22 protein-coding genes and 1 other RNA gene are annotated in these 23,262 nt (G+C 72.6%); 11 read left to right on the top strand and 12 right to left on the bottom strand.

The genetic code is table 11. The features are described from left to right. Positions 1-179: 179 nt before the first annotated feature. Positions 180-665, bottom strand: coding sequence for a TetR/AcrR family transcriptional regulator (locus tag I4Q55_RS25650; RefSeq protein WP_242546755.1), 486 nt, complete (start codon positions 663-665; stop codon positions 180-182). Positions 666-773: 108 nt separating this feature from the next. Between I4Q55_RS25650 and I4Q55_RS25645 the strand changes: the two genes are divergently transcribed. Next, complete coding sequence (locus I4Q55_RS25645; RefSeq protein WP_242546736.1) at positions 774-1,910, top strand: FAD-dependent monooxygenase; 1,137 nt, start codon at positions 774-776, stop codon at positions 1,908-1,910. Here the strand turns inward: I4Q55_RS25645 and I4Q55_RS25640 are convergent. Together I4Q55_RS25640 and I4Q55_RS25635 are read right to left on the bottom strand one after the other, a co-directional pair. Next, positions 1,855-2,529 (bottom strand): response regulator, encoded by a 675-nt coding sequence (locus I4Q55_RS25640; RefSeq protein WP_206791138.1) that lies wholly within the window; start codon positions 2,527-2,529, stop codon positions 1,855-1,857. The genes I4Q55_RS25645 and I4Q55_RS25640 overlap by 56 nt on opposite strands. Then, a complete protein-coding gene (locus I4Q55_RS25635) occupies positions 2,526-4,094 on the bottom strand; it encodes a sensor histidine kinase (protein WP_206791137.1) in 1,569 nt (522 codons plus the stop codon). The genes I4Q55_RS25640 and I4Q55_RS25635 overlap by 4 nt, the downstream gene beginning before the upstream one ends. Before the next feature lie 401 nt (positions 4,095-4,495). Between I4Q55_RS25635 and I4Q55_RS25630 the strand changes: the two genes are divergently transcribed. Both I4Q55_RS25630 and I4Q55_RS25625 read left to right on the top strand, forming a co-directional pair. Continuing rightward, positions 4,496-4,705: a hypothetical protein gene (locus tag I4Q55_RS25630; protein ID WP_003082038.1), complete on the top strand. Its 210-nt coding sequence runs from the start codon at positions 4,496-4,498 to the stop codon at positions 4,703-4,705. Then, a complete protein-coding gene (locus I4Q55_RS25625) occupies positions 4,702-5,463 on the top strand; it encodes a hypothetical protein (protein WP_206791136.1) in 762 nt (253 codons plus the stop codon). Before I4Q55_RS25630 ends, I4Q55_RS25625 begins: the two co-directional genes overlap by 4 nt. Here the strand turns inward: I4Q55_RS25625 and I4Q55_RS25620 are convergent. Together I4Q55_RS25620 and I4Q55_RS25615 are read right to left on the bottom strand one after the other, a co-directional pair. Continuing rightward, positions 5,445-5,666, bottom strand: a complete 222-nt coding sequence (locus I4Q55_RS25620) for a hypothetical protein (RefSeq protein WP_206791134.1) — start codon at positions 5,664-5,666, stop codon at positions 5,445-5,447. The genes I4Q55_RS25625 and I4Q55_RS25620 overlap by 19 nt on opposite strands. Before the next feature lie 8 nt (positions 5,667-5,674). Continuing rightward, on the bottom strand, positions 5,675-6,802 hold the full coding sequence (locus I4Q55_RS25615) for an inorganic phosphate transporter (RefSeq protein ID WP_206791132.1): 1,128 nt from the start codon (positions 6,800-6,802) through the stop codon (positions 5,675-5,677). A 194-nt stretch (positions 6,803-6,996) separates the two neighbouring features. On the opposite strand from I4Q55_RS25615, the gene I4Q55_RS25610 reads away from it, so the two are divergent. Together I4Q55_RS25610 and I4Q55_RS25605 are read left to right on the top strand one after the other, a co-directional pair. Further along, a complete protein-coding gene (locus tag I4Q55_RS25610) occupies positions 6,997-8,415 on the top strand; it encodes a nitrilase-related carbon-nitrogen hydrolase (protein WP_206791130.1) in 1,419 nt (472 codons plus the stop codon). 81 nt (positions 8,416-8,496) lie between these two features. Then, on the top strand, positions 8,497-9,363 hold the full coding sequence (locus I4Q55_RS25605; RefSeq protein ID WP_206791127.1) for a lipase: 867 nt from the start codon (positions 8,497-8,499) through the stop codon (positions 9,361-9,363). On the opposite strand, the gene hutI is transcribed toward I4Q55_RS25605, so the two are convergent. The 5 genes from hutI to hutH form a co-directional block, all read right to left on the bottom strand. Then, the gene (gene hutI / locus I4Q55_RS25600) at positions 9,347-10,495 is read right to left on the bottom strand and encodes an imidazolonepropionase (protein WP_206791125.1); all 1,149 of its coding nucleotides are present in this window, start codon (positions 10,493-10,495) and stop codon (positions 9,347-9,349) included. The genes I4Q55_RS25605 and hutI overlap by 17 nt on opposite strands. Beyond that, positions 10,483-11,715 (bottom strand): formimidoylglutamate deiminase, encoded by a 1,233-nt coding sequence (locus I4Q55_RS25595; protein WP_307793301.1) that lies wholly within the window; start codon positions 11,713-11,715, stop codon positions 10,483-10,485. The genes hutI and I4Q55_RS25595 overlap by 13 nt, the downstream gene beginning before the upstream one ends. Before the next feature lie 101 nt (positions 11,716-11,816). Continuing rightward, positions 11,817-13,013: an allantoate amidohydrolase gene (locus tag I4Q55_RS25590; protein WP_206791123.1), complete on the bottom strand. Its 1,197-nt coding sequence runs from the start codon at positions 13,011-13,013 to the stop codon at positions 11,817-11,819. Next, positions 13,010-14,662, bottom strand: coding sequence for a urocanate hydratase (gene hutU / locus I4Q55_RS25585; RefSeq protein ID WP_206791122.1), 1,653 nt, complete (start codon positions 14,660-14,662; stop codon positions 13,010-13,012). The genes I4Q55_RS25590 and hutU overlap by 4 nt, the downstream gene beginning before the upstream one ends. A gap of 2 nt (positions 14,663-14,664) precedes the next feature. Then, on the bottom strand, positions 14,665-16,191 hold the full coding sequence (gene hutH / locus I4Q55_RS25580; RefSeq protein WP_206791121.1) for a histidine ammonia-lyase: 1,527 nt from the start codon (positions 16,189-16,191) through the stop codon (positions 14,665-14,667). An 84-nt stretch (positions 16,192-16,275) separates the two neighbouring features. On the opposite strand from hutH, the gene I4Q55_RS25575 reads away from it, so the two are divergent. From I4Q55_RS25575 to I4Q55_RS25565, 3 genes are all read left to right on the top strand, one after another. Continuing rightward, the gene (locus I4Q55_RS25575) at positions 16,276-17,058 is read left to right on the top strand and encodes an IclR family transcriptional regulator (protein ID WP_206791120.1); all 783 of its coding nucleotides are present in this window, start codon (positions 16,276-16,278) and stop codon (positions 17,056-17,058) included. 121 nt (positions 17,059-17,179) lie between these two features. Then, complete coding sequence (locus I4Q55_RS25570) at positions 17,180-18,397, top strand: MFS transporter (protein WP_206791119.1); 1,218 nt, start codon at positions 17,180-17,182, stop codon at positions 18,395-18,397. Between the two features lie 139 nt (positions 18,398-18,536). Further along, positions 18,537-19,775 (top strand): GGDEF domain-containing protein, encoded by a 1,239-nt coding sequence (locus I4Q55_RS25565; protein WP_206791348.1) that lies wholly within the window; start codon positions 18,537-18,539, stop codon positions 19,773-19,775. 5 nt (positions 19,776-19,780) lie between these two features. On the opposite strand, the gene I4Q55_RS25560 is transcribed toward I4Q55_RS25565, so the two are convergent. Beyond that, positions 19,781-19,993 (bottom strand): hypothetical protein, encoded by a 213-nt coding sequence (locus I4Q55_RS25560; protein ID WP_206791378.1) that lies wholly within the window; start codon positions 19,991-19,993, stop codon positions 19,781-19,783. Positions 19,994-20,232: 239 nt separating this feature from the next. Then, positions 20,233-20,600, bottom strand: a transfer-messenger RNA (tmRNA) gene (gene ssrA / locus I4Q55_RS25555). A gap of 151 nt (positions 20,601-20,751) precedes the next feature. Here ssrA and I4Q55_RS25550 point away from each other — a divergent pair. Genes I4Q55_RS25550 through I4Q55_RS25540 form a run of 3 tightly spaced genes read left to right on the top strand, consistent with a single transcriptional unit; the run spans position 20,752 to position 23,234 of the window. Continuing rightward, positions 20,752-21,426, top strand: coding sequence for a sensor domain-containing protein (locus tag I4Q55_RS25550; RefSeq protein ID WP_206791117.1), 675 nt, complete (start codon positions 20,752-20,754; stop codon positions 21,424-21,426). After that, positions 21,423-22,553, top strand: a complete 1,131-nt coding sequence (locus I4Q55_RS25545) for a sensor histidine kinase (protein ID WP_206791116.1) — start codon at positions 21,423-21,425, stop codon at positions 22,551-22,553. The genes I4Q55_RS25550 and I4Q55_RS25545 overlap by 4 nt, the downstream gene beginning before the upstream one ends. 39 nt (positions 22,554-22,592) lie before the next feature. Next, entirely contained in the window at positions 22,593-23,234 is a 642-nt protein-coding gene (locus tag I4Q55_RS25540; protein WP_086864789.1) for a response regulator transcription factor, read from the top strand. Positions 23,235-23,262 lie beyond the last annotated feature (28 nt).

Raw genomic sequence — 23,262 nt, 5'->3', positions numbered from 1 at the left:
AACAACTTGTCGTGAATGCTCCATATCCCCCCACCGGGTCGGCCTCAGCGTAAGAAGCGCCTGCCGGTCGCGCTACCTCGCTCGCGATGAACGGTGCAGTCAGCCGGACGAATGGTCGCGAGAGCAGAGCCGCGCCTAATCGGCAACAAGAGGGGAAGCAAACAAGTAGTGATCGACTTTCAGCCTACGCCGATGCCTGCCAAGATCTCCCGGGCGCTCGCCACCAGCTCCGCCAGGCCGGGCGGCGCGAGCGATCCCGTCCCCGCCAACGCCCCGAAGATCGTCCCCTCCATCCAGTCCACCACGATCCGGGCGTGCCGCGAAGGGTCCGTCGACCCGGCCGCCTCCAGCACCGCGGCCGCGTGGCGGCGGATCTGCAAACCTCCCTCGTCGTACACCGCGCGCAACTCCGGCCGCCGCGTCGCCTCCAGTGCGAACTCGTACCGCGCCAGCATCCGCGTTCGCCCCTTGGTGATCGCCTCGAACGCATACCCCGCGATGAACTCCGCCAACGACCCCGACGACGCCGGCGCAGCCTGGTCCAAGACCACGATCCGCCCGATCGTCAGCTCCAGCAGCGCCGCCCGCGTGCGCGCGTAGTACGACGTCGATCCCACCGGCAGGCCCGCCGCGCGGTCCACCGCCCGGTGGGTCAAGCCGCGCATGCCCTCCGCCGCGATCACCTCGATCGCTGCGTCCGCAATCACATCGATCCGCTCCACGCAGCGCACTCTACAGGTGTAGAGTCCTCTACACCTGCAGAGGAGGAAGCCATGCACGCGATAGTGGTCGGCGGCGGCATCGGCGGCCTGGCAGCGGCCGCGGGGCTGCACCGGGTCGGCTGGACGGTCACCGTCCTCGAGAAGGCACCCGCGTTCGGCGACGTCGGCGCCGGGATCTCGCTGTGGCCCAACGCCCTGCGCTGCCTCGACGAACTCGGCGTCGACCTCGGCGAGCGCCTGGCCCCGCAGCGGGAAGGCGGCTTCCGCGACCGGCGCGGCCGCCGGATCACCCGCTTCGACAGCGCCGAAGTCACCCGACGGCACGGGCGGCCGCTCGGTGCGATCCACCGGCGGGACCTCATCGCCGCCCTCCGCGACGCCGTCCCGGCCGACAGCCTCGAAACCGGCGCCGAAGTCACCGAAGTCCGCGAAGACGGCCTGGTCCGCGTAGGCGCCAAAGAACTGCGCGCCGACCTCGTCGTCGCGGCCGACGGCATCCACAGCCGGGTCCGCCACACCCTCTTCCCGGACCACCCGGAACCGGTGTACACCGGCAGCACGGCGTTCCGCGGCGTCGCGCACCTGCCCGGCACCGGGCTGAGCACGAGCTTCGACCGCGGCACCGAGGTCGGCGTCCTCCCGCTCACCGGCGGTGACGTCTACTGGTGGATCTCGACCCTGGCCGAGCCGGGCGCCCGCCGGGCCGACCTCGAGCAGGCCTTCGGCGGCTGGCACGAGCCGATCCCGGCTCTCCTCGCCGCCACCCCGCCGGAGGCCGTGCTGCACCACGACCTCTACTACCTGGGCACGCCGCTGAACACCTACACCCGCGGCCGGGTCGCGCTGCTCGGGGACGCCGCCCACGCCATGCCGCCGTTCCTCGGCCAGGGCGGCTGCCAGGCCATCGAGGACGCCGTCGTGCTCGCCCACGCCGTATCCACAGAGGACAGTGTCGAGGCGGCGCTCGGCAGCTACGACCGAAGCCGACGGCCCCGCAGCCAGAAAGTCGTCCGGGAGTCGGTCCGAATGGGCAAGCTCGGCCCGCAGCTGACCAACCCGGTCGCGACCGCGCTCCGGACCGCCGTGCTGAAGCGCCTGCCGGCCAAGGCGACGGCCCGCGTGGGCGCGGGGATCACGGGGTGGACGCCGCCGCGTCTCCCCCGACCAGTCCCGCCTCGTACGCCGTGATCGCCGCCTGCACCCGGTTCTTCGCGCCGAGCCGGGTCAGGATCGTGCTCACGTGCGCCTTCACCGTGCCCTCGACGACGAACATCTTCGCCGCGATGTCCGCATTGGACAGTCCGGATCCCAGCAGAGTCAGCACTTCCCGCTCGCGCGGAGTCAACGCGGCGATCCGCTCGCGGGCCGCGGCGGCGCGCGCCAGCTGCCCGCCGGACAGCCGGGCGATCACCCGCTGCGCCACCTTCGGCGAGAGGAACGCGGCGCCGCCGGCGACGGCGTGGATGCCGGCGAGGAGCTCGCGCGGGTCGCCCGACTTCAGCAGGAAGCCGCCCGCGCCCAGCCCCAGCGCGCGCTCGATGTAGTCGTCCTCGCCGAACGTGGTCAGCATGATCACCCCGGTGGCGGGCAGCAGCCGGCGGATCTCGGCGGCCGCGCCGAGGCCGTCCAGCCCCGGCATCCGGATGTCCAGCAGCACGACGTCCGGGTGCGTGGCGAGGACCTGCGAGACGGCCGAACGGCCGTCGGCGGCTTCGGCGACCACCTCGATCTCCGGGTCCGCGGCGAGGATCGCCGCCACCCCGGCTCGCATCATCGCTTCGTCGTCGGCCAGCACGACCCTGATCACGGCGCCCCCTCGGCGAACCTGTCCTTGGCCACCAGTTTCCCATCGGCGAAACACAACCGGTAAGCGGCATAGTTGTTGTTGAGCCACGACTGCCCGGTGCCGTAGTACTCGCACACGACCCCGGGCACCGCCGGCAGCGGCGGCTCGCCCCGCACCGGCCGGGAGACGCGCTCGCGCTCGGGCAACTGCGGCGCCACCTCCGCCCGCGGCTGCCCCGCCCGCAGCCGCTCGTAGACGCCGGCGGGCAGCTCCGAGGAGTTCCACTGGTAGAGGAACGCGATCCCGGCGACCGCGAGGACCATCGAGAACAGGGCGAGCGGGACGGCGACCGCCTGGATCAGGCTCCGCCGCACGTCGCGCCGAGCCAGCTCGAGCTCCCGGGCCGACGTCGACGGCTCGGCGTCGTCATCGGAGTTCTCGGAGAGCTCGGCCGGCGCGGCCCCGTGCGGCAACGTCGCGGTGACGGCGAACCCACCGGCGTCGGGCCCGGCCCGCAGCGTCCCGCCGACGAGCCGGACGCGCTCGCGCAGCCCGATCAGCCCGACGTGCCCGGACGCGGCCCCGGGCAACGGCCCGGCGGGCGGCGGCGCGTTGACCACGCTGACGTCGGTCCGCGAGCCCGTGCTGGTCACCCGGACCGTCACGGCGGCACCCGGCGCGTGCTTCGCCACGTTCGTCAGCGCTTCCTGCACCACGCGGTAGGCGGCGCGAGCCACCATCGGCGGCACCCCGTCCGCGTCCACTGTGGACTCGATGAGCAGTCCGGACGCCCGCGCCCTGGCGATCAGCTCGCCGAGGTCGCCCTGCACCGGTTCCACCGGAGCGGCGTCCTCGCGCAGCACACCGATGATTTCGCGCAGCCGCTCAGTCGCCGTCGCGGCGCTGGTCCGCAGCTGCGCGGCGGCGTCGCGCTGGGCGTCGTCGAGCCCACTGGCGACCTCGAGCGCGGCGGCACGGACGGCGATCAGGCTCAGCTCGTGCCCCAGCGAGTCGTGCATGTCGCTGGCGATCCGCGCGCGCTCGCGCAGCCGCGCCTGCTCGGCGACCAGCCGCTGCCGGCTTTCCATCTCCTCGGCCCGGCGCCAGCCCGTGCGCGCGAGTTCGCCGCGCACCCGGACGTACCGGCCGAGCAGCCACGGCGACAGCCCGGCGAAGACGAGGATCCCGACCATCGCCGCCCAGTCGCCGAGGCCGTCCGAGCCGAACACGAGCGCGATCGGCAGGCCCAGGACCGCGCAGGCCGTCCCGGTCAGGATCCCGGGGCGGGCACGCGGCATCCGCAGCCCGGCCTGGTAGCTCATCGCGACGAGTACGAAGACGACCCACACCGGGACGTGGTCGCCATAGGGGAACGGCACGGCCAGCGCCCCGGCCAGCGCGACGCCGAGCGAGACGGCCGGGTACCGCCGGGCCGTCGCCACCGAGCCGGCCACGACCGCGAGCCCGCCGGCCAGCTCCCAGTACGACCGGGCCTCGACCGTGCCCGCGACAACGGTGAACGCGAGAAACACCCCGACGGCGACGTCGAGCACCACCTGCCACCTGCGCTTCGTCACCGCCCGCACGAGTCCGAAGCTACAACCCGTAACGGCGGCCGACCACTGCCGAAAGTCAACCTTTCAGCGTGTCCCCGAACACCGGCGCCGAGGCCTGCGACCAGTACGGCATGGAACGCAACCGTGAGCAGTGCTCTCGAATTCGAATACCGCTCACAGCGGCACGCGAGCAGTGCTCCCGCCACCGCCGCGTGGACGCTGCGCGAGAGCAGCGCTCTCGATAGCGAGCACTGCTCACTGACGCAAGCAGTGCTCCAGAAGTCGAGCGCCGTCAGCCGCCGCTCGCCACCACGCGAGAGCAGTGCTCTCGAAAGCGAGCACCCCGCCGGAGCGGTCGCCGACACGGACGATGGACGTCTCGGTCCGCATATCCGCACGGCAGCGCCCAGGGTGTTGCATGATGATCCACCATGGCCGAGCGCACACTCGCCGATCAGTTGGGCGGCTACCTCCCCGAAGGCATCGAGGCCCTCGAAGAGCACGAGCGGCAGGACCTCGCCGACGCCCTGCGCGACGCGCGCAGACGGCAGGCGAAAGCCCTCGCCGAAGCGGGCGAAGAAGGCCTCCGGTACGTTCCCGCGCTGCTGCGCGGCGCCGTCCGGAAGGCGGTCGGCCTGTGACGCCAGCAAAGCGGGCCGAAAACTACGCGGCCGAGGCGGAGATCCTCAAGCTGGCCCGCGTCCTCGACGTCGAGCCGGCGCGGCTCGGGTACCTCGCCCGCGTCGATGCCGATGACCTGCAGGCGTTCCGCGAGCAGGTCACCGACACGCTGTTCGACGCCAACGCCGCCGTGCTGCAGCGGATGGCGCTGGCCGCGCGGCTCGTCCCGGTCGCGGTGCTCGCCAAGATCGCCGAGAAGGTCTTCGGGCCGCTGCTGTGCGCCCGGATCGCCGGGCTGGTCGACGTCGCGCGCGGTGTCGACGTCGCCAAGCGGCTGAGCCCGCGCTTCCTCGCCGAGGTGGCCGCGGAACTGGACCCGCGGCGGGCGAGCGCGATCATCACCCGCATCCCCCTGGACACCGTTCTCGCCGTCGCCGCCGAACTGGCGCGTAAGGAGGACTGGATCACCCTCGGCCGGTTCGTCGGGCACCTGCCGGACCTCACCGTGCGGCGGGCCCTGGACCAGATCGACGACCCGGGGCTGCTGCGGATCGCGTTCGTGCTCGACGACAAGCACCGCATCGACCACGTCGTCGGCCTGCTTCCGGCGCACCGGCTCGGCCGGCTGGTCACCGCGGCGAGCAAGCACGAAGACCTCTGGACGCCGGCGCTCGACCTGCTGACCCACCTGGGCGAAGCGCGCCGCGCCACGCTGGCGCCGCTGGTCGGCGGCCTCCCCGACGGATTCCGGGAACGCGTTCAGGCGACGATCAAGTAGATGCCGTAGCCGATGATCGCCGCGCAGGCGGCGAAGCAGACGATCGCGCCGGCCAGCGGCCCGGTGCCCGAGGCGCCCGACTCGCGGGCCGCGTCGCGGTGGGAAAGCCCCACCACACCAAAGGAAAAGAGGCTCGTCAGCACTACGACCGACGCCAAGGCGACGACGAGGACGAGTCCGAGAGAACCCCAATCGATGTGCACGGTGCTCCTCAGGCGTTGGCCGGCTGCGGAACGCCGGGTTCGGGCTGGGTGACGGAGTGGGCGCCGACCGGGTTCCGCTTCGACGCGAGCCAGATGCCCAGCGCGACGACGATGCCGGCCAGGCCGACCAGCACGGTGCCCCAGGTCCCGAGCGTCGATACCTCGGCAGCGAGCGCGCCGACGATCGCGGCGGCGGGCAGCGTCAGCGCCCAGGCCAGCACCATCCGGCCGGCGACGCCCCAGCGGACTTCGGCGAGCTTGCGGCCGAGCCCGGAGCCGATGATGCCGCCCGAGCAGACGTGCGTGGTGGACAGCGCGAAGCCGAGGTGCGCCGAGGTGAGGATGACCGCGGCGGCGCTGGTCTCGGCCGCGAACCCTTGCGGCGTCCGGATTTCGGTGAGCTTCTTGCCCATCGTCTGGATGATCCGCCAGCCGCCGAGGTAGGTGCCGAGCGCGATCGCGGCGCCGGCGGCCAGGACCACCCACAGCGGCGGGCCCGAGTTCGGGGCGAGCGTGCCGGAGGCGATCAGCGTCAGCGTGATGACGCCCATGGTCTTCTGCGCGTCGTTCGTGCCGTGCGCGAGCGAGACCAGCGACGCCGAAGCGATCTGGCCGGCCTTGAACGTGCGGCCCACCGTGTCCTGCTTCGCGCGGGCGGTGATCCGGTAGACGAGGAAGGTGCCCAGCGTCGCCACGATCCCGGCGACGATCGGCGAAGCGAGCGCCGGGATCAGGACCTTCTCGACAACCTTCCCGAAGTGGACGGCGTCGGCGCCCGAGGCGATCCAGGTCGCCCCGATGAGCCCGCCGAACAACGCGTGCGACGAGCTCGACGGCAGTCCGATCAGCCAGGTCACCAGGTTCCACACGATGGCGCCGACGAGCCCGGCGAAGATGATCACCGGCGTCACTTTCGTGTCGTCGACGATCCCGCCCGAAATCGTCTTCGCGACCTCCACCGACAGGAACGCGCCGACGAGGTTCAGCACGGCGGAAACGGCGACGGCGGTTCTCGGCTTGAGCGCCCCGGTGGCGATGGAGGTGGCCATCGCGTTGGCGGTGTCGTGGAAGCCGTTGGTGAAGTCGAAGGCCAGCGCCGCGACGATCACCACCAGCACGATCAGCGAGAAGTCCATGGACAGCCTGCTTTCGTTGCGGTGCCTCGGCAACGCTACTGATCGACAGGAACGCCGCCGATCCCTGTCGTGTGTCGGCTTACTGAACTCTGCATGAACCGAGGTGGGGTAAACCACACCAGAACACTGCGGTTTGCCCCAATGCGCCCACCCACGCCGCCTGAAACCCTCGAAACCGGGCGAAAGGGGCCACGATGAACAAGCTGGGATGGGCAGTCGTCGCGACAGTGGCGTCGGCGGCGTTGTTCTTCTTCGGCACCGGACTGGATCCGGTGCCCGAATTGGCTTGGCTTGCACCATTGCCGATCTTTTTGCTCACGCCACGCGTTCCCGGCGCCGCGGCGATGGCGTGCGCGTTCGTCGCCTACCTCGCCGGCAGCGCCGGAAGCTGGAACTACTTCTGGCATTCCCTGGCGATCCCGCGCCCCGCGGCGGTCGCGATCCTCGGCGGCAGCGCGTTGTCGTTCGCCTTGGCCACCGGGCTGTTCCGGCTGCTGGTCCGCCGCGGGCACGGCTTGCTGGCGGCCCTCGCCGCGCCCGCGTTGTGGACCGTCGTGCTCTACGTCGTTTCGCTGGTCAACCCGACCGGCGTCATGGACACCCTGATGACGACGCAGGCCGACCGGCCGTCCGTGCTGCGGCTCGCCGCGGTCACCGGCGGCTGGGGCGTCGAGTTCCTCGTGCTGTTCGCGCCGGCCGCCGTCGCCGCCGCGCTCGCCCCCGGCGTCCGCGGCCTCGCCCGGCTCGCCGGGCTGGTCACCGTCGCCGCCGCGCTGGGCGGACTGGTCTTCTGGACCACGCCGGCGCAAGCCGGGCCGTCGACGCGGGTGGCCCTGGTCGCGCCCGGCCAGAGCCGCTGGGCGGTCGACGTCGCCACGCCGGACGGCCAGGCACTACTTCGGTCCTATGTGGACCGGATCGGCCGGCTGCCCGACGGCGTCCAGGTCGTCGTGCTCCCCGAGGCCGTCTTCGCGGTGGACCAGACCAGCCGGCCGCGGCTCGTCGAGGCCTTCGCCGAGGTCGCCCGCACACGGAACCTCGACGTCGTCACCGGCGTCGTCGACACGACGCCGGACGGCCGGTTCAACGCCGCGCTGGCCATCCCGCCGTCCGGCCCGCCGGTGGAATACCGCAAGTGGCACAACGGGGATTCGCCGAACATGGCGTCCGGCACCCAGCTCGCGCACCTCGCCGGCATCGGGCTGATGGTGTGCATGGACGTCAACTTCGGCAACCCGAGCCGCGATTACGGCCGGGCCGGCACGGGCCTGGTGCTCATCCCGGCGTCCGACGAAGACGTCGACGGCTGGGCACACAGCCGCACGGCGCTCATCCGCGGCGTCGAGAACGGCTTCTCGGTGGCGTGGAGCGCGACCCGCGGGACGCCGATGCTCGCCGATTCGCGCGGGCACGTCCTGGCCGACGCCCACACCGGCGGCAGCCCGTTCACCGTGGTCGTGGCCAACGTCCCCCTCGGGCCGGGCAAGACGCCCTACGCGCGCTTCGGTGACTGGTTCGCGTGGCTCTGCGGCCTGGTCACGCTGGCCGGCCTGGCGGTCGGCGCCCGTCGCCCGTCGTTGTCACCCGTCACAACGAACGTGAGCCAAGTCTGAGCGTCTTCCCAGGTCGCCTCCAGCGGTATGTGACCGATCATGAGCTGCGTCACGTACTGACGGGTAACTGGAGGCAACGGAATGCGGGTCACCAACGGCGGTGCCAAGCGGATCCTGGCCGTGCTCGCCGCGGCACTCACCTTCGGCGCGATCGCACCGGCGGTCGCGGAGGCGGCCCCGAGCAGCGGCTGGAACGACTGGGGTTGCCGCCCGTCGGCCGCGCACCCGGAGCCCGTCGTGCTGGTGCACGGCCTCGGCGCGAACGACAGCGTCAACTGGTTCTTCCACGCACCGAAGATCGCCGCCCAGGGCTACTGCGTGTTCTCGCTGACGTACGGCACGGGCATCCTCGGCCCGAGCGTCGGCGGGCTGACGTCGATGCGCGACAGCGCCGCACAGCTCAGTCGATTTGTCGACAAGGTCAGGATGTCAACGGACGCGGCGAAGGTGGACATCGTCGGCCACTCCGAGGGCAGCACCATGCCCGCGTACTACCTGAAGTACGGCGGCGGCGCGGCCAAGGTCGCCCACTTCGTCGGCTTCGGCGCGAACTACCGCGGCACCACGCTCGGCGGCCTCGACACATTGGCCAAGGCCCTCCTGACGACGGTGCCCGGCCTCGCCACGGTCCTGCGCACGGCGTGCGGCGCGTGCTCGGAATACCTCGCGCCCTCGCCGTTCCTCGACGACCTCGCCCGCGGCGGCGTCCATGTCGCCGGCCCCACCTACACGAGCATCGTGAGCAGGTACGACGAGGTGGTGACGCCGTACACGAGCGGCATCCTCGACGAACCGGGCACGACGGACATCGTGCTGCAGGACTTCTGCGCCTCCGACGCCTCGGGCCACCTCAGCCAGGCGATCGACCCCAACGTCACGGGCCTGATCCTGCACGCCTTGGACGCGTCCTACGCCCCGACGTGCACGCCGTTCACCCTGCCACTCTGACCCCGGCGCGCCACACCGCGTGGGTCAGCGGGACGCCCGGCCGGTACGCCAGGTGCGTCACCGAAGGCGCGTCGAGGACGTGGACGTCGGCCCGCGCACCGGGCCGCAGGACGCCCACGTCCTCGCGACGCAGGGCCTTCGCGCCGCCCGCCGTCGCCGCCCAGACCGCTTCCTCGATCGTCATGCGCATCTGCAGCACCGCCGTCGCGACGCAGAACGCCATCGACGTCGTGTACGAGCTGCCCGGGTTGGTGTTGCTGGCCAGCGCCACCGTGACGCCCGCGTCGAGCAGCCGCCGCGCCGGGGCCAGGGGCTGGCGGGTCGACAGGTCGCACGCCGGCAGCAAGGTCGCCACCGTCTCGGACGCCGCCAACGCCGAAACATCCGCGTCCGAAAGGTACGTGCAGTGGTCGACGCTCGCCGCGCCCAGCTCCACGGCCAGCCGGACGCCCGGGCCTTCGCCGAGCTGGTTGCCGTGCACCCGCAGGCCCAGCCCGCGCTCGGCCGCGGCCTGCAGCACCCGCGCCGACTGGGCCTCGTCGAACGCTCCCGTCTCGCAGAACACGTCCGCCCAGCGCACGCTTTCCGCCACCGCGTCGAGCATCTCGCCGCACACCAGGTCCACATAGGACTCCGCGTCGGCGCCGGGCGGCACGAGGTGCGCACCGAGGAACGTCACCTCGTCGGCCACCTCGCCGGCGATCCGGGCGCTCCGCGCTTCGTCCGCGACCGTGAGCCCGTAGCCCGTCTTGGTCTCCAGGCAGGTCGTCCCCTGCCGGGCCGCCTCGTCGACGTGGCGGCGCAGGTTCGCCGCCAGCTGCTCGTCGGACGCCTCTCGCGTCGCCCCGACCGTGACCCCGATTCCGCCCGCGGTGTACGGCTTTCCGGCCATCCGCGCCTCGAACTCGGCGGTGCGGTCGCCGGCGAAGACGAGGTGCGTGTGGCTGTCGACCCAGCCCGGCAGCACCGCGCGGCCCTCGACGTCGACGCGCTCGTCGGCGTCCGGCGCGCTCGCCGCCGGGCCCACCCAGGCGACGCGCGAACCGTCGAGCACCAGGGCCGCGTCGGAAAGACGCCCCAGCGCCGGGTCGTTGGTGGTGAGCTCGCCGATGCCCGTGATCAGGACTGCCACAGTGCCTCGATCTCCTTCGCCAGCACGGTTTCCGGTCGTTCGATCAACTGGTGGACGCCGTCCCGCACGACTTCGCGGCCCGCGACGACGACGTGCCGGACATCGGGCGCCGACGCCGCGAACACGACTCCCGACGGCTCGATCCCGGCGGTCCGCACGGTATCCAACGCGACGGTGACGAAGTCCGCGCCCGCCCCCTCGGCGAGCGCGCCGACCCCGTCCCAGCCGATCGCCGCGAGGTCCGTGCCCGCTTCCAGGAGCTCCTCGGCGCTGAACCGGCCGCGTTCCTCGCTGGCCAGCCGGTCGTCCAGCTCCAGCGCCCGGGTCTCCTCGAAGGCGTCGACGACGGCGTTGCTGTCACTGCCGATGCTCAGCCGCACGCCGGCGTCCCGCAGGGCGCGGGCCGGGCCGATGCCGTCGCCGAGGTCGCGTTCGGTCGTCGGGCAGAAGCACGCCCGCGCGCCGCTCAGCCGCTCGATGTCCGACGTCGTCAGGTGCGTGGCGTGCACGGCGACCAGGCGCTCGGTCAGCACCCCGTGGTCGGCCAGCAGCTCGGTGGGCGTGCGGCCGTAGGCGGCCTGGCACTGCTCGTTTTCCGCGCGCTGCTCCGAAAGGTGGATGTGCACGACCCGCGGACTGTCCACAAGCGACAGCTGAGCCGCCGGCACGGCCCGCACCGAATGGATGGCCGCGCCGACCCGGAACAGCTCGTCTTCCTCCAGCGCGGCGACCCGCGCGGCCCACTCCGACGCCGAGCCGTCGGAGAACCGCCGCTGCGCCTCGTCGGGCTCGACGCCGATGCCGCCCGCCAGGTAGCACGTGTCGAGCAGCGTGAGCCGGATTCCCGCGTCGGCCGCGGCCTGCCGCAACGCCGCCCCCATCGCGTTCGGGTCGGCGTACGGCCGGCCGCCGGGCGCGTGGTGCAGGTAGTGGAACTCGCCGACGCTCGTGTACCCGCCGAGCACCATCTCGGCGTAGACCCCGCGGGCCAGCCGGTAGTACGTGTCCGGGTCGAGCCGGGACGCCAGCGCGTACATCCGCTCGCGCCACGTCCAGAACGTGCCGCGCTCGTGGTGCGTCCGGCCCCGCAGCGCCCGGTGGAAGGCGTGCGAATGCCCGTTCGCGAAGCCGGGCAGGGTCAGGCCGCCGAGGATCGTGCCCGTGCGCGGCGAATCGGGTGTCACCGTGGTGATCCGGCCGCCGGCGACGTCGAGCCGCACCGCGGACGCGATCCCGCCGGGCAGCCAGGCCTGTTCGCACCAGAAAACTGTCGGTGCCGAGCGATAGACTGGAACCGGGGGGCGCCCCCGCGAGCCGAGGGTCATCGCGCCAGCCGCTCCAGCACCGTGGCCAGCGCCGCGGCACCGGCTTCGACGTCGCCGGCCTCGGCGAACTCCTCCGGCGAGTGGCTGATGCCCGTCGGGTTGCGCACGTAGAGCATCCCGGACGGCACGAACCCGGCGAGCACGGCCGCGTCGTGCCCGGCGCCGGTGGGCAGCTCCGGCGGCGCGCCGAGCCATCCGCCGAGGTCGCGGCGCAGGGCGTCGTCGAACACGACGTCGTCCGAATAGGACTCCCGGGTCACCGTGACCCGGCAGCCCTCCTCCGCCGCGGCGGCCTCGGCGGCCAGTACGATCTCGGAGACCAGCTCCGGGGTCGCGGTTCCGGGCACCCGCGCGTCGAGCCAGAGGTCCACAGTGGACGCGATGACGTTGGTGCCGCCCGGTGTCGGCACCAGGCGGCCGACGGTCGCCCGCGCGTCCGGGACGCCCGCCGCCAGGCGCCGGACGGCGGTGACCGTCGCGGCCGCGGGGAGCATCGGGTCGGCGCGGTCGGCCAGCAGCGTCGCCCCGGCGTGGTTTCCCTGCCCCGCGAAGGAAAACCGCCATCGTCCGTGGGCGATCACCGTGCTTCCGACGGCCACCGGCGAGCCGAGGTCGATCAGCCCGCGGCCCTGCTCGACGTGCAGCTCGACGAACTTCCCGATCAGCCCGAGCCGCGCCGGATCCGCCCCTACCCGGTCCGGGTCGAACCCGGACTTCGCGGCCGCTTCGGCGAACGTCACGCCGTCGGCGTCCCGCAGGCCGCGGGCCTTGTCGGCGTCGATCGTGCCGGTGAGCAGCCGCGAGCCGAGGCACGGGACGCCGAACCGGCCGCCCTCCTCCTCGGCGAACACGACGACCGCGAACGGCTTCGTAGGCCGGAACCCGCGCGCCTGCAACGCTTCCACCGCGGCCAGTGCGCTCGCGACGCCGAGCGGGCCGTCGAACGCCCCGCCGCCGGGGACCGAGTCGAGGTGGCTGCCGGTGACGACGGCGTCCGGTCCCGGCGGCCCCCACCAGGCCCAGATGTTGCCGTTGTGGTCGGTGTCGACGTCGAGCCCGAGCCCCAGCGCGCGCTCGCCGAACCACGCCCGCAGGTCCTGCTCGGGCGCGTCGAAGGCGTGGCGCGAGTAGCCGCCGCGCTTCCGGTCGCGCCCGACGCCGTCGATCTCGCCGAGGAGCCCGGAGGCGGTCACGCACCCTCCCGCATCGGGACGCGCACGCCGCGCTCGCCGGCGACCTCGGCCGCGCGGTCGTAGCCGGCGTCGACGTGCCGGATGACGCCCATGCCCGGGTCGTTGGTGAGCACCCGCTCCAGCTTCTGCGCGGCCAGGAGCGTCCCGTCGGCCACGCTGACCTGGCCCGCGTGGATGGACCGGCCCATGCCGACGCCGCCGCCGTGGTGGATCGACACCCAGCTGGCGCCCGAGGACGTGTTGACCAGGGCGTTGAGCAGCGGCCAGTCGGCGATCGCGTCGGAGCCGTCGGCCATGCCCTCGGTCTCGCGGTACGGCGAGGCGACGCTGCCGGAGTCGAGGTGGTCGCGGCCGATGACGACCGGCGCCTTCAGCTCGCCGCTGGCCACCATCTCGTTGAACCGCAGGCCGGCCAGGTGCCGTTCGCCGTAGCCGAGCCAGCAGATCCGCGCCGGCAGGCCCTGGAACGCCACGCGCTCGCCGGCCAGCCGGATCCAGCGGGCGAGGGATTCGTTCTCCGGGAACAGTTCGAGCATCGCGCGGTCGGTGGCCGCGATGTCCTCGGGGTCGCCGGAGAGCGCGGCCCAGCGGAACGGGCCGTTGCCCTCGCAGAACAGCGGGCGGATGTAGGCGGGCACGAAGCCGGGGAAGTCGAACGCGCGCTCGCAGCCGCCGAGCTTGGCCTCGCCGCGCAGGGAGTTGCCGTAGTCGAAGACCTCGGCGCCGCGGTCCAGGAACCCGAGCATGGCCTCGACGTGCTCGGCCATCGACTCGCGCGAGCGGTCGGTGAACTCGTCGGGCTTCTTGGCCGCGTAGTCGTGCCAGTCGTCGACGCTGACACCCTTGGGCAGGTAGGAAAGCGGGTCGTGCGCGGACGTCTGGTCGGTGACGATGTCGACCTCGACGCCCCGCCGCAGCAGCTCCGGCAGCACCTCGGCGGCGTTGCCGACGACGCCGACCGACAGCGCTTTGCCTTCCTTCTTCGCCTTGGTGACGCGGGCGATCGCGCCGTCGAGGTCGTCGGCCACCTCGTCGAGGTAGCGGGTCTCGACGCGGCGGTGCGCGCGCTGCGGGTCGCACTCGACGACCAGCGCGACGCCGTCGTTCATGGTCACGGCCAGCGGCTGCGCGCCACCCATGCCGCCGAGTCCGGCGGTGACGGTGAGCGTCCCCTTCAGCGAGCCGCCGAACTTCTTCTTCGCCACGGCGGCGAACGTCTCGTAGGTGCCCTGGAGGATGCCCTGGGTGCCGATGTAGATCCACGAGCCCGCGGTCATCTGGCCGTACATGGTCAGGCCCTGCTGCTCGAGGCGGCGGAACTCGGGCCAGGTCGCCCAGTCGCCGACCAGGTTCGAGTTCGCGATCAGCACGCGCGGCGCCCACTCGTGTGTGCGGAACACGCCGACCGGCTTGCCCGACTGCACCAGCAGCGTCTCGTCGACGTCCAAAGTGGTCAGCTCGCGGGTGATGGCGTCGAAGCTCGCCCAGTTGCGGGCGGCCTTGCCGGTGCCGCCGTAGACGACCAGGTCGTCGGGCCGCTCGGCGACGTCGGGGTCGAGGTTGTTGTGGAACATCCGCAGCGCGGCTTCGGTCTGCCACGACTTGGCGGTGAGCTGGGTGCCGCGGGCGGCACGGACGACGCGGGACATTCTCAGACCTCCAGACGGGCGGCGTCGAGGACGGCGCCGGAGCGGACGAGTTCTTCGGCGGCCGCGATCTCCGGCGCCAGGTGGCGGTCGGGACCGGGGCCGTTCACCTTGGTGCGCAGCAGATCCCGGACGCGGCCGGTGACCGGCGACGGCTCCAGCGGCGCGCGGAAGTCAAGCGCCCGGGCCGCCGTCAGCAGCTCGACGGCGAGGACGGTCGTCAGGCCGTCGACGGCCTTGCGCAGCTTCCGCGCGGCCGACCAGCCCATGGAGACGTGGTCCTCCTGCATGGCGCTGCTCGGGATCGAGTCGACCGACGCCGGCACGGCGAGCCGCTTCAGCTCGCTGACCACGGCGGCCTGGGTGTACTGGGCGATCATGTGGCCGGAGTCGACGCCGGGGTCGTCGGCGAGGAACGGCGGCAGGCCGTGCGAGCGCGCCTTGTCGAGCATCCGGTCCGTGCGGCGCTCGGCGATGCTGGCGACGTCGGCGATCGGGATGGCCAGGAAGTCCAGCACGTACGCGACGGGCGCGCCGTGGAAGTTGCCGGTGGACTCGACACGGCCGTCGGCCAGCACGACCGGGTTGTCCACAGCGGACATCAGCTCGCGCTCGCCGACGAGCTCGGCGTGCGCGAGGCTGTCGCGCGCGGCGCCGTGGACCTGCGGGGCGCAGCGCAGCGAGTAGGCGTCCTGGACGCGGTTGCAGTCCGGGCCGCGGTGGCTCTCGACGATCTTCGAGCCCTGCAGCGCCTGCCACATCCGGGCCGCGGACTTCGCCTGGCCGGGGTGCGGGCGCAGGGCCTGGAGGTCCGCGGCGAACGCGCGGTCGGTGCCGAGCAGGGCCTCGACGCTCATCGCGGCGGTGAGGTCGGCGACGTCGAAGAGCCGGTGCAGGTCGGCGGCGGCGAGCAGGAGCATGCCGAGCATGCCGTCGGTGCCGTTGGTGAGCGCGAGGCCCTCCTTCTCGGCGAGGACGACCGGCTCGATCCCGGCGTGCTTCAGCGCTTCGCCTGCTTCGACGATCTCGCCGCGGTACGTCACTTCGCCTTCGCCCATGAGCGCGAGCGCGACGGCGGCGAGCGGCGCCAGGTCGCCGGAGCAGCCGAGCGAGCCGTACTCGTGGACGATCGGGGTGATGTCGGCGTTGAGCAGGGCCGCAAGCGTTTGCGCGGTGCCCGGCCGGACGCCGGTGTAGCCGCTGGCGAGGGTGCGCAGCCGCAGCAGCATCAGCGCGCGGACGACCTCGGCCTCGACGGCGGGCCCGGCGCCGGCGGCGTGCGAGCGGATCAGGCTGCGCTGCAGCGCGGTCCGGCTCTCGACCGGGATGTGACGGGTGGCGAGCGCGCCGAAGCCGGTCGAGACGCCGTAGGTCGGCGTGACGGCGTGCGCGAGGTTCTCGATGTGCTGGCGGGTCGCGGCGAGGTTCTTCTCGGCCGCGTCCGTGAGCCCGACGGGCGCGTGGCCGCGGACGACGTCGACGACCTGGGCGGCGGTCAGGGGTTCCGGGCCCAGGAGCACTTTTTCCGGCATGGGCCCATTGCACCCCTTCGGAACCGCTGGTGGCATGCCCCACGGAGTGGTTTTGTCTGGGATCCCAGACGCTAGGCTCGGGCCATGGGCGACAGCAGCGACGTCCCGGCGCTGCGCCGCGGGCTGGCGGTGCTGCGCCTGCTGGCGACCCGGCCCGGCCCGGTCACCGCGGCGGCGATCGCGCGCGAGGCGAACCTCCCCCGCTCGACCACGTACCACCTGCTCGGCGAACTGGAGGCCGCCGGTTTCGTCGTCCACCTGCCCGCGGAACGCCGTTACGGCCTGGGCATCGCGGCGTTCGAGCTGGGCTCGGCCTACCTGCGCCACGACCCGCTCGAGCGGCTGGCCGGGCCGTTGCTGCGCAAGCTCGTCGACCGCGTCGGGCACACCGCCCACCTGGGCGTCCTGCACGGCAACGAGTCGCTGTACCTGATCAAGGAACGCCCGGCCCGGCCGGAGACGCTGGTGACGGAGGTCGGCGTCCGGCTCCCGGCGCAGCTGACCGCGTCCGGCCGGGCGATCCTGCGGCACCTGCCCGCCCCGCACGTCCGCGCGCTGTTCCCCTCGGCGGCGGCGTTCGTGCTCCGCACCGGCCGCGGCCCGCGCACGCTGGCCGAGCTGCGCCGCACCCTGACCGCGGAACGCCGGCTCGGCTGGTCGGTCGAGGACGGCCACGTCACCGCGGGGTTCGCCTCGGTGGCCTGCCCGGTCTTCGACCACGGCGCCCGCCCGCTGGCGGCGATCAGCGTGACCCTGCGCCACCACTGCGCGGCCGAGCCCTGCCCGGAGACGTGGCCGGACCTCGCCGCGGACGTCGCGGCGACGGCGGCCGAGCTGACCACCCGGATCGGCGGCCATCCCGCCTGACGGCCGTCGCGGGCCGTCCGGGGGCCGGGGCTGGTGCGAACGGGGCAACTGTCACCGAACGGCTCGATTCCACTCCGGTCGGTGATTACCGTGGCTGGAGCCGCGGTTTCGAGGGGCACCGATGGATGACGCACGCGTGGAGAAGGTCGGTTTCGGCGCGGTGCTCGCCGTCGCCGAGTTCCGGGCGATGTGGGCCGCCGAGCTGCTGTCGATCTGCGGCGACCAGCTCGCCCGGGTCGCGCTCGCGGTCCTCGTCTTCCAGCGCACGTCCTCGGCCGCGCTGACCGGCCTCACCTACGCGCTGACGTACGTGCCCTCCCTGCTCGGCGGCATCCTGCTGGCCGGCGCGGGCGACCGGTGGCCGCGCCGCGACGTGATGGTCGCGACCGACCTGGCCCGGGCCGCGCTGGTCGCCGTCATCGCGATCCCCGGCGTCCCGCTGTGGGTGCTGTGCGTGCTGGTCGCGGTGATGACGGCGCTCGGCGGGCCGTTCAAGGCGGCACAGCAGGCGCTGCTGCCGTCGGTCCTCGAAGGCGAGCGGTATCTGGTCGGGATGGCCCTGCGGAACGTGACGATCCAGGGCGCGCAGCTGGCCGGGTTCGCCGGCGGCGGGGTGCTGATCGCCGCGCTCGCACCGTCCGCCGCGCTGGCCCTGGACGCGGCGACGTTCCTGCTCTCGGCGGTGTTCCTGGTCGCCGGCGTCCGGCGGCGGGCGGCGATCGCGCAGGCGGTCCGGCCGGGCTGGCCGGCCACGACGGGCGCGGGCCTCCGGCTGGTCTGGCGCGACCCGGCGCTGCGGACGCTGGTGGCGCTCAACTGGCTGGCCGGCTTCTACGTCGTCCCCGAAGCGCTGGCCGCGCCGTACGCGGCGGGCATCGGCGCGGGCGCGACGCTGGTGGGACTGCTGATGGCGGCGGACCCGGCGGGCAGCGTCCTCGGCGGCGTCGTGTTCGGCAAGTGGATCCCGGAACACGTCCAGGTCCGGGTGCTCGGGCTGCTCGGGATCGCGGCGGGCCTGCCGCTCGTGTTGTTCGTCTTCCAGCCGGGCCTGGTCGTCTCGGTGGTGCTGCTGGCAATATCCGGACTACTGGCGACTGGATACAATATCCAAGGAACAGTGTCGTTCATGCGGCGGGTGCCGGACGAGCACCGCGCGCAGTGCGCCGGGGTCAACTCGGCGGGCCTGATCACGGTGCAGGGAGTCGGCGCGGCCGCGGCGGGCGTGCTGGCCGACGTGCTGGGCCCGGCGCACACCATCGCGGCGGCCGGGGCGGCGGGTGCCGCGGTGGCCGTGCCGATCGCGAGGGCGTGGCGCCGGGTGGGGGTGGAGGATCGATGACCTCAGTTGTCGCGTCCGCACATGGTGCGCCTCCCTTCACCACGCCGAGCCGGACCGGCTCCGTTACCGGCCGGACACCATGAGTATGCGGACCGGCGGCGGGGTCCCGCGCACTGTGCCGCGTTTTCGTGACGTGCTCGTGGCACCGCGGCGCTGGGCGCTGTGGCGCCAGGGTCCGCGGGTGATCGTCTACTGCCTGGCGAGCGAAGTGGTGGCGGTGGTGCTGACGCTGCGCCCGTCCCCGATCGCGGTGGACCGCAGGACGCTGGCGATCCTGGCGGTGCTGCTCGTGCTCGGGGTGGCGCAGTCGGAGACGGGCCGGCGCGTGGAGCGCATCCGCCGTCGCGTGTCGGGGACACCGCACATCAACATGACGTCGGTCTGGACGTTCGCCGGCGTCCTGTTGCTGCCCCCGCTGCTGCTGGCGGTCCTGGTCGCGGGTTTGTACGCACACCTGGCGATCCGCAGCTGGTACCGCCTGCAGCGCGTCCCGGCCTCCCGCACGGTCAGCAACGCGGCGATCATCGTGCTGTCGTGTTACGCGGCCCAGTCGGTCCTGCGGGTTTCGGGCTTCGCCGACGTCCGCGCGGCCATGACGCACGCCTGGCTCGGAACGCTGGCCATCGCGGCGGCGGGGGTGACGTTCTTCGCGGTGAACGCCCTGCTGGTGCTCCCCGCCCGCCGCGAGGTCGGCCGGACACCGGAGGCGTTGTTCGGCACGTGGTCGGACAACGGCCTCGAGGTGGCGACGCTGTGCCTGGGCGCGTTGAACGCGGTGGCCCTGGCGACGTTGCCGGGCCTGGTGGCGCTGGCGTTCCCGCCGTTGCTGCTGTTGCACCGGACGGTGCTGGTGAAGCAGCTGGAGGTGGCGGCCCACCGCGACGAGAAGACGGGGCTGTACAACACGAGCGGCTGGCACGCGCTGGCGGAGCGCACCCTGGCGGCCACGGCCCGCCAGCGCGGCACGTTCGGCTTGCTGATGCTGGACCTGGACCACTTCAAGCAGGTGAACGACACGTACGGCCACTTGGCGGGCGACGCGGTGTTGAAGGCGGTGGCCCAATCGATCATCTCGGCGGTCCGCGGCCGGGGTGACGCGGTGGGCCGTTTCGGCGGCGAAGAGTTCGTGGTGCTGCTGCCGGGCATCACCCAGCCGGACATCGGAGCGGTGGCGGAGCGCATCAGGCGGGCGATCAGCGCGCTGAAGGTCCCGGCGGGCCAGCTGTCGATAACGGGCCTGTCGGTCTCGATAGGAATAGCGGTCTACCCGATGGCGGGCACGTCACTGCAGCGTTTGCTGGACGCGGCGGACACGGCGCTGTACCACGCGAAGGCGACGGGCCGGAACAAGGTGGTCCACGTGGCGGACCTGGTGTGAGGCGCTCAGGCGGTCCGTTGCCGTCGACGCCCGGCGTCGAGCCCGAGCATGGCGAGCAGTTCGGCACATTCCCGCGAGTCGGCGGAGTGCCCGGCCACGGTGAGAACGGCCCGATCGTTTTGTTCGCCGAGTCGCACGGCCTCTTCAGCCCGGATCACACCCATCCGGCTGTCTTCATCGTTGGCAAGAGAGCTGCCGCTGCGTCGGGCCCAGGTCATCTGGCCACCTACTTCCGGCCCCACGGGTGCGGAGCCATGGTCGGACCCCCAGCATGACACTAACGAAAATTTCACTCACAAGTGGCCCCCGCCACACCCACCTCACCACCCAACGCAACCACCCCGGGGGTCCAGGGGACGGAGCCCCCTGGCGGGGGCTTGGGGGTCCGACCCCCAAAGACACGACAGAACGAAGGAAAGGCCCAGCCCCGAAGGGGCGTGGGCCTTTCCGCGAAGTGCCGTGGAGGTGCCGGGAATTGAACCCGGGTCCTCTGGCGTATCAACAGGGCTTCTCCGTGCGCAGTCCGCTACGTCTCTGCTTGGCTCCCTCGGTCACGCGAACAAGCCGAGGTGACGAGCCCAGCCACTGTTTGCTTCACGACTGTTCCCCGTGGCCGGGACAGTCGCTGAGCCTCCTAGCTGATGCCGGTACCCGGGCCGGAGGCGAACCCGGGCCGACAGAGTCGCACTCGCTCAGGCGGCGAGGGCGAACTCGCGCTGACTGGAGTCGGCGCTTATTTGGTTGCGATGACGCTTACGGTGGTCTCTCGCCTGCACCGGCACGCTTCTCCTGAATCAACGTCCAAAGTCGAAACCGTTCACCCCCTTGTTGGGTCGTAGCCATCATAACGCCCGGCGCCACCGCTTTAGTCCGGGCGGGGTGGGGTGGGGCCAGCCCTACCGCCGGGATGCCCGCTCGCACCATGTCGCACACCTCGGCCGGCCGCGATGCTGGTAGCCGTCGAAAGGAGTGCGTCATGGTGCGCGAGAGGCGGGATCCGCCGTTCGGTGGTTCGGTGGTGTTCTTGCTGATGAACCTGCCGCTGGGGATCCTGGCGTTCGGGTTCCTCACGGCCCTGGTCTCGGCCGGTGTCGGGACCGCCGTGGTGTGGGTCGGCGTGGGCCTGCTCGCCGTCGTCGTGCTCGGTGTGCGCGGAGCCGCCCGGCTGGAGCGGGCGCGGGTCTACGCGCTGCTGGACCGCTACATCGACCTCCCCTACCTGCCGCTGCCCGCCGGCAAGCAGTCCGCGCGGTGGAAGGGGCGGCTGAAGGACCCCTCGACCTGGCGGGACCTCGCCTACTTCGCCCTCCTCTTCCCGGTGGGCCTGGTCGAGTTCGTGCTCGTGACGACGTTCTGGGCGACGAGCCTCGCGCTCGCCTTCCTGCCGGTCTACTTCCGGTGGCTGCCCGGCGGCGAGTACCGCTTCCCGGACTGGGAGGCGCCGTGGCTGACCGTCGACTCCACCTTCGAAGCGCTACCGTGGGCGGCACTGGGGGTGTTGTGCATCGCGTTGTCGGTGGCGCTGACCAAGGCGCTGGCGGGGACGCACGCCCGGCTGGCGCACGCGCTGCTCGGGCCGACGGTGGGGCAGCGCCGCCGGATGGAGCGCTGGTGGGCCGACGTGGAAGAGAAGAACCTGGTGGCGGGATGAGCGAGGCGCAACAGCTGGAACACCCGCGGCCGCACCCGGCTCGCACGATCCTCTACATGCTCGTCAGCTTCGTCTTCCGGCTCGTGCAGTTCGTGCTGGTCGTGGTCGGCATGGCCGTCGGCATCGCCACGGCGGTGGTCTGGGTCGGGTTCCCGATCCTGCTGGCGACGACGAGCTTCGTCCGCTGGTCCGGCGACCGCGAGCGGGGCTGGGCCGGCAAGCTGCTGAGCGTGCCGCTGCCGCCGGTGGAGCGCCGCTCGCTCGTGGGGCAGACGCCGGTGCGGCGGTGGGTCACCCGGCTGAGCGACCCGACGACGTGGCGTGACCTGGCGTACCTGATGGCGGCGTTCCCGCTGGCGTGCGTGGAGTTCGCGATCGCGCTGGCGTCGATCGTGCTGCTGCCGATGGCGATCTGGGTGACGCCGTGGCTGGGCTGGCTGCACGGCGAGCTGGCGCTGGCGCTGCTCGGGCCGAACCGCACGAAGCGGCTGGAGCAGAAGGCCCAGCGGCTGCAGGCGTCGCGGGCCCGCGGTGTCGACGCGGCCGAAGCCGAACGCCGCCGCATCGAGCGTGACCTGCACGACGGCGCGCAGCAGCGGCTGGTGGCCGTCGCGATGAGCCTGGGGCGCGCGAAGTCGAAGTTCGACCACGACCCGCAGGCGGTGCGGGAGCTGATCGACGAGGCGCACACGGACGCGAAGCTCGCCGTGTCGGAGCTGCGCGACCTGGCGCGCGGCATCTACCCGGCCGTCCTCGGCGACCGGGGGCTGGACGCGGCGCTGTCGGCGCAGGCGGCGAAGTCGCCGATCCCGGTGGACGTCTCGGTGGCGGTCGACCCGCGCCCGCCGGCCGCGGTGGAGACGACGGCGTACTTCATCGTCGGCGAGACGCTGACGAACATCGCCAAGCACTCCGGAGCGACCGAAGCCGGGGTGAAGGTGTGGCGGACCGACGACCACGTCGTCGTCGAGATCACCGACAACGGCCACGGCGGCGCGGAAGTGCGCCCCGGCGGCGGGCTGGCCGGCCTGGCCGACCGCGCCGCGACGATCGACGGCGTCATCACCGTGGTCAGCCCGGTGGGCGGGCCGACCGTGATCCGGGCTGACCTCCCCTGCCAGTGGTGAATAGGCTGGACCCCGTTCATCCACGAGCTTGGGGGCCGGATGCGGGTAGTCATCGCCGAGGACGCCGTGCTGCTGCGGGCCGGGGTGACCCGCCTGCTCGCCGACGAGGGCATCGAGACGGCCGCGGCCGTCGACAACGGGGACGACCTCCTCGGCGCGGTCAAGGAACACCGTCCTGACCTGGCGATCGTCGACGTCCGCATGCCACCGACGTTCACCGACGAGGGTCTGCGCGCGGCGCTGGCGGCGCGCAAGGAGATCCCGGGCCTGCCGGTGCTGGTGCTGTCGCAGTACGTCGAGGAGTCGTACGCGGTCGAGCTGCTCTCGGGCGGCGCGGGCGGCGTCGGCTACCTGCTGAAGGAGCGCGTGGCGGACGTCGCGGACTTCCTGGACGCGGTCCGCCGCGTGGCGAACGGCGGCACGGCGATCGACCCGGACGTCATCGCCCAGCTGATGGCCCGCGGCCGCCGCAACCCGCTCGACGCGCTGACCGCCCGCGAGTCCGAGGTCCTGGGGCTGATGGCGCAGGGCCTGTCGAACACGGCGATCGCGAACTCCCTGGTCGTTTCGCACGGCGCGGTGGAGAAGCACATCGGCAACATCTTCTCGAAGCTCGGGCTCGAAGCCAGCGCGGAGGAACACCGCCGCGTGCGTGCGGTGTTGACGTACCTGGGCCGCTGAGGAACAGCGCGTGACCGGAAGTCCCGTA

The organism is Amycolatopsis sp. MtRt-6 (assembly GCF_017308975.1).
Classification (GTDB): domain Bacteria; phylum Actinomycetota; class Actinomycetes; order Mycobacteriales; family Pseudonocardiaceae; genus Amycolatopsis.
Note: the sequence above shows the minus strand (reverse complement) of the source record. Positions and strands in the feature narration are given on the sequence as shown.

Coding starts and splice junctions, on each gene's coding strand:
- I4Q55_RS25650 (WP_242546755.1), bottom strand. CDS start 665: ATGCGCGGCTTGACCCACCGGGCGGTGGACCGCGCGGCGGGCCTGCCG.
- I4Q55_RS25645 (WP_242546736.1), top strand. CDS start 774: ATGCACGCGATAGTGGTCGGCGGCGGCATCGGCGGCCTGGCAGCGGCC.
- I4Q55_RS25630 (WP_003082038.1), top strand. CDS start 4,496: ATGGCCGAGCGCACACTCGCCGATCAGTTGGGCGGCTACCTCCCCGAA.
- I4Q55_RS25615 (WP_206791132.1), bottom strand. CDS start 6,802: ATGGACTTCTCGCTGATCGTGCTGGTGGTGATCGTCGCGGCGCTGGCC.
- I4Q55_RS25610 (WP_206791130.1), top strand. CDS start 6,997: ATGAACAAGCTGGGATGGGCAGTCGTCGCGACAGTGGCGTCGGCGGCG.
- I4Q55_RS25605 (WP_206791127.1), top strand. CDS start 8,497: ATGCGGGTCACCAACGGCGGTGCCAAGCGGATCCTGGCCGTGCTCGCC.
- hutU (WP_206791122.1), bottom strand. CDS start 14,662: ATGTCCCGCGTCGTCCGTGCCGCCCGCGGCACCCAGCTCACCGCCAAG.
- hutH (WP_206791121.1), bottom strand. CDS start 16,191: ATGCCGGAAAAAGTGCTCCTGGGCCCGGAACCCCTGACCGCCGCCCAG.
- I4Q55_RS25575 (WP_206791120.1), top strand. CDS start 16,276: ATGGGCGACAGCAGCGACGTCCCGGCGCTGCGCCGCGGGCTGGCGGTG.
- I4Q55_RS25570 (WP_206791119.1), top strand. CDS start 17,180: ATGGATGACGCACGCGTGGAGAAGGTCGGTTTCGGCGCGGTGCTCGCC.
- I4Q55_RS25560 (WP_206791378.1), bottom strand. CDS start 19,993: ATGACCTGGGCCCGACGCAGCGGCAGCTCTCTTGCCAACGATGAAGAC.
- I4Q55_RS25550 (WP_206791117.1), top strand. CDS start 20,752: ATGGTGCGCGAGAGGCGGGATCCGCCGTTCGGTGGTTCGGTGGTGTTC.
- I4Q55_RS25545 (WP_206791116.1), top strand. CDS start 21,423: ATGAGCGAGGCGCAACAGCTGGAACACCCGCGGCCGCACCCGGCTCGC.
- I4Q55_RS25540 (WP_086864789.1), top strand. CDS start 22,593: ATGCGGGTAGTCATCGCCGAGGACGCCGTGCTGCTGCGGGCCGGGGTG.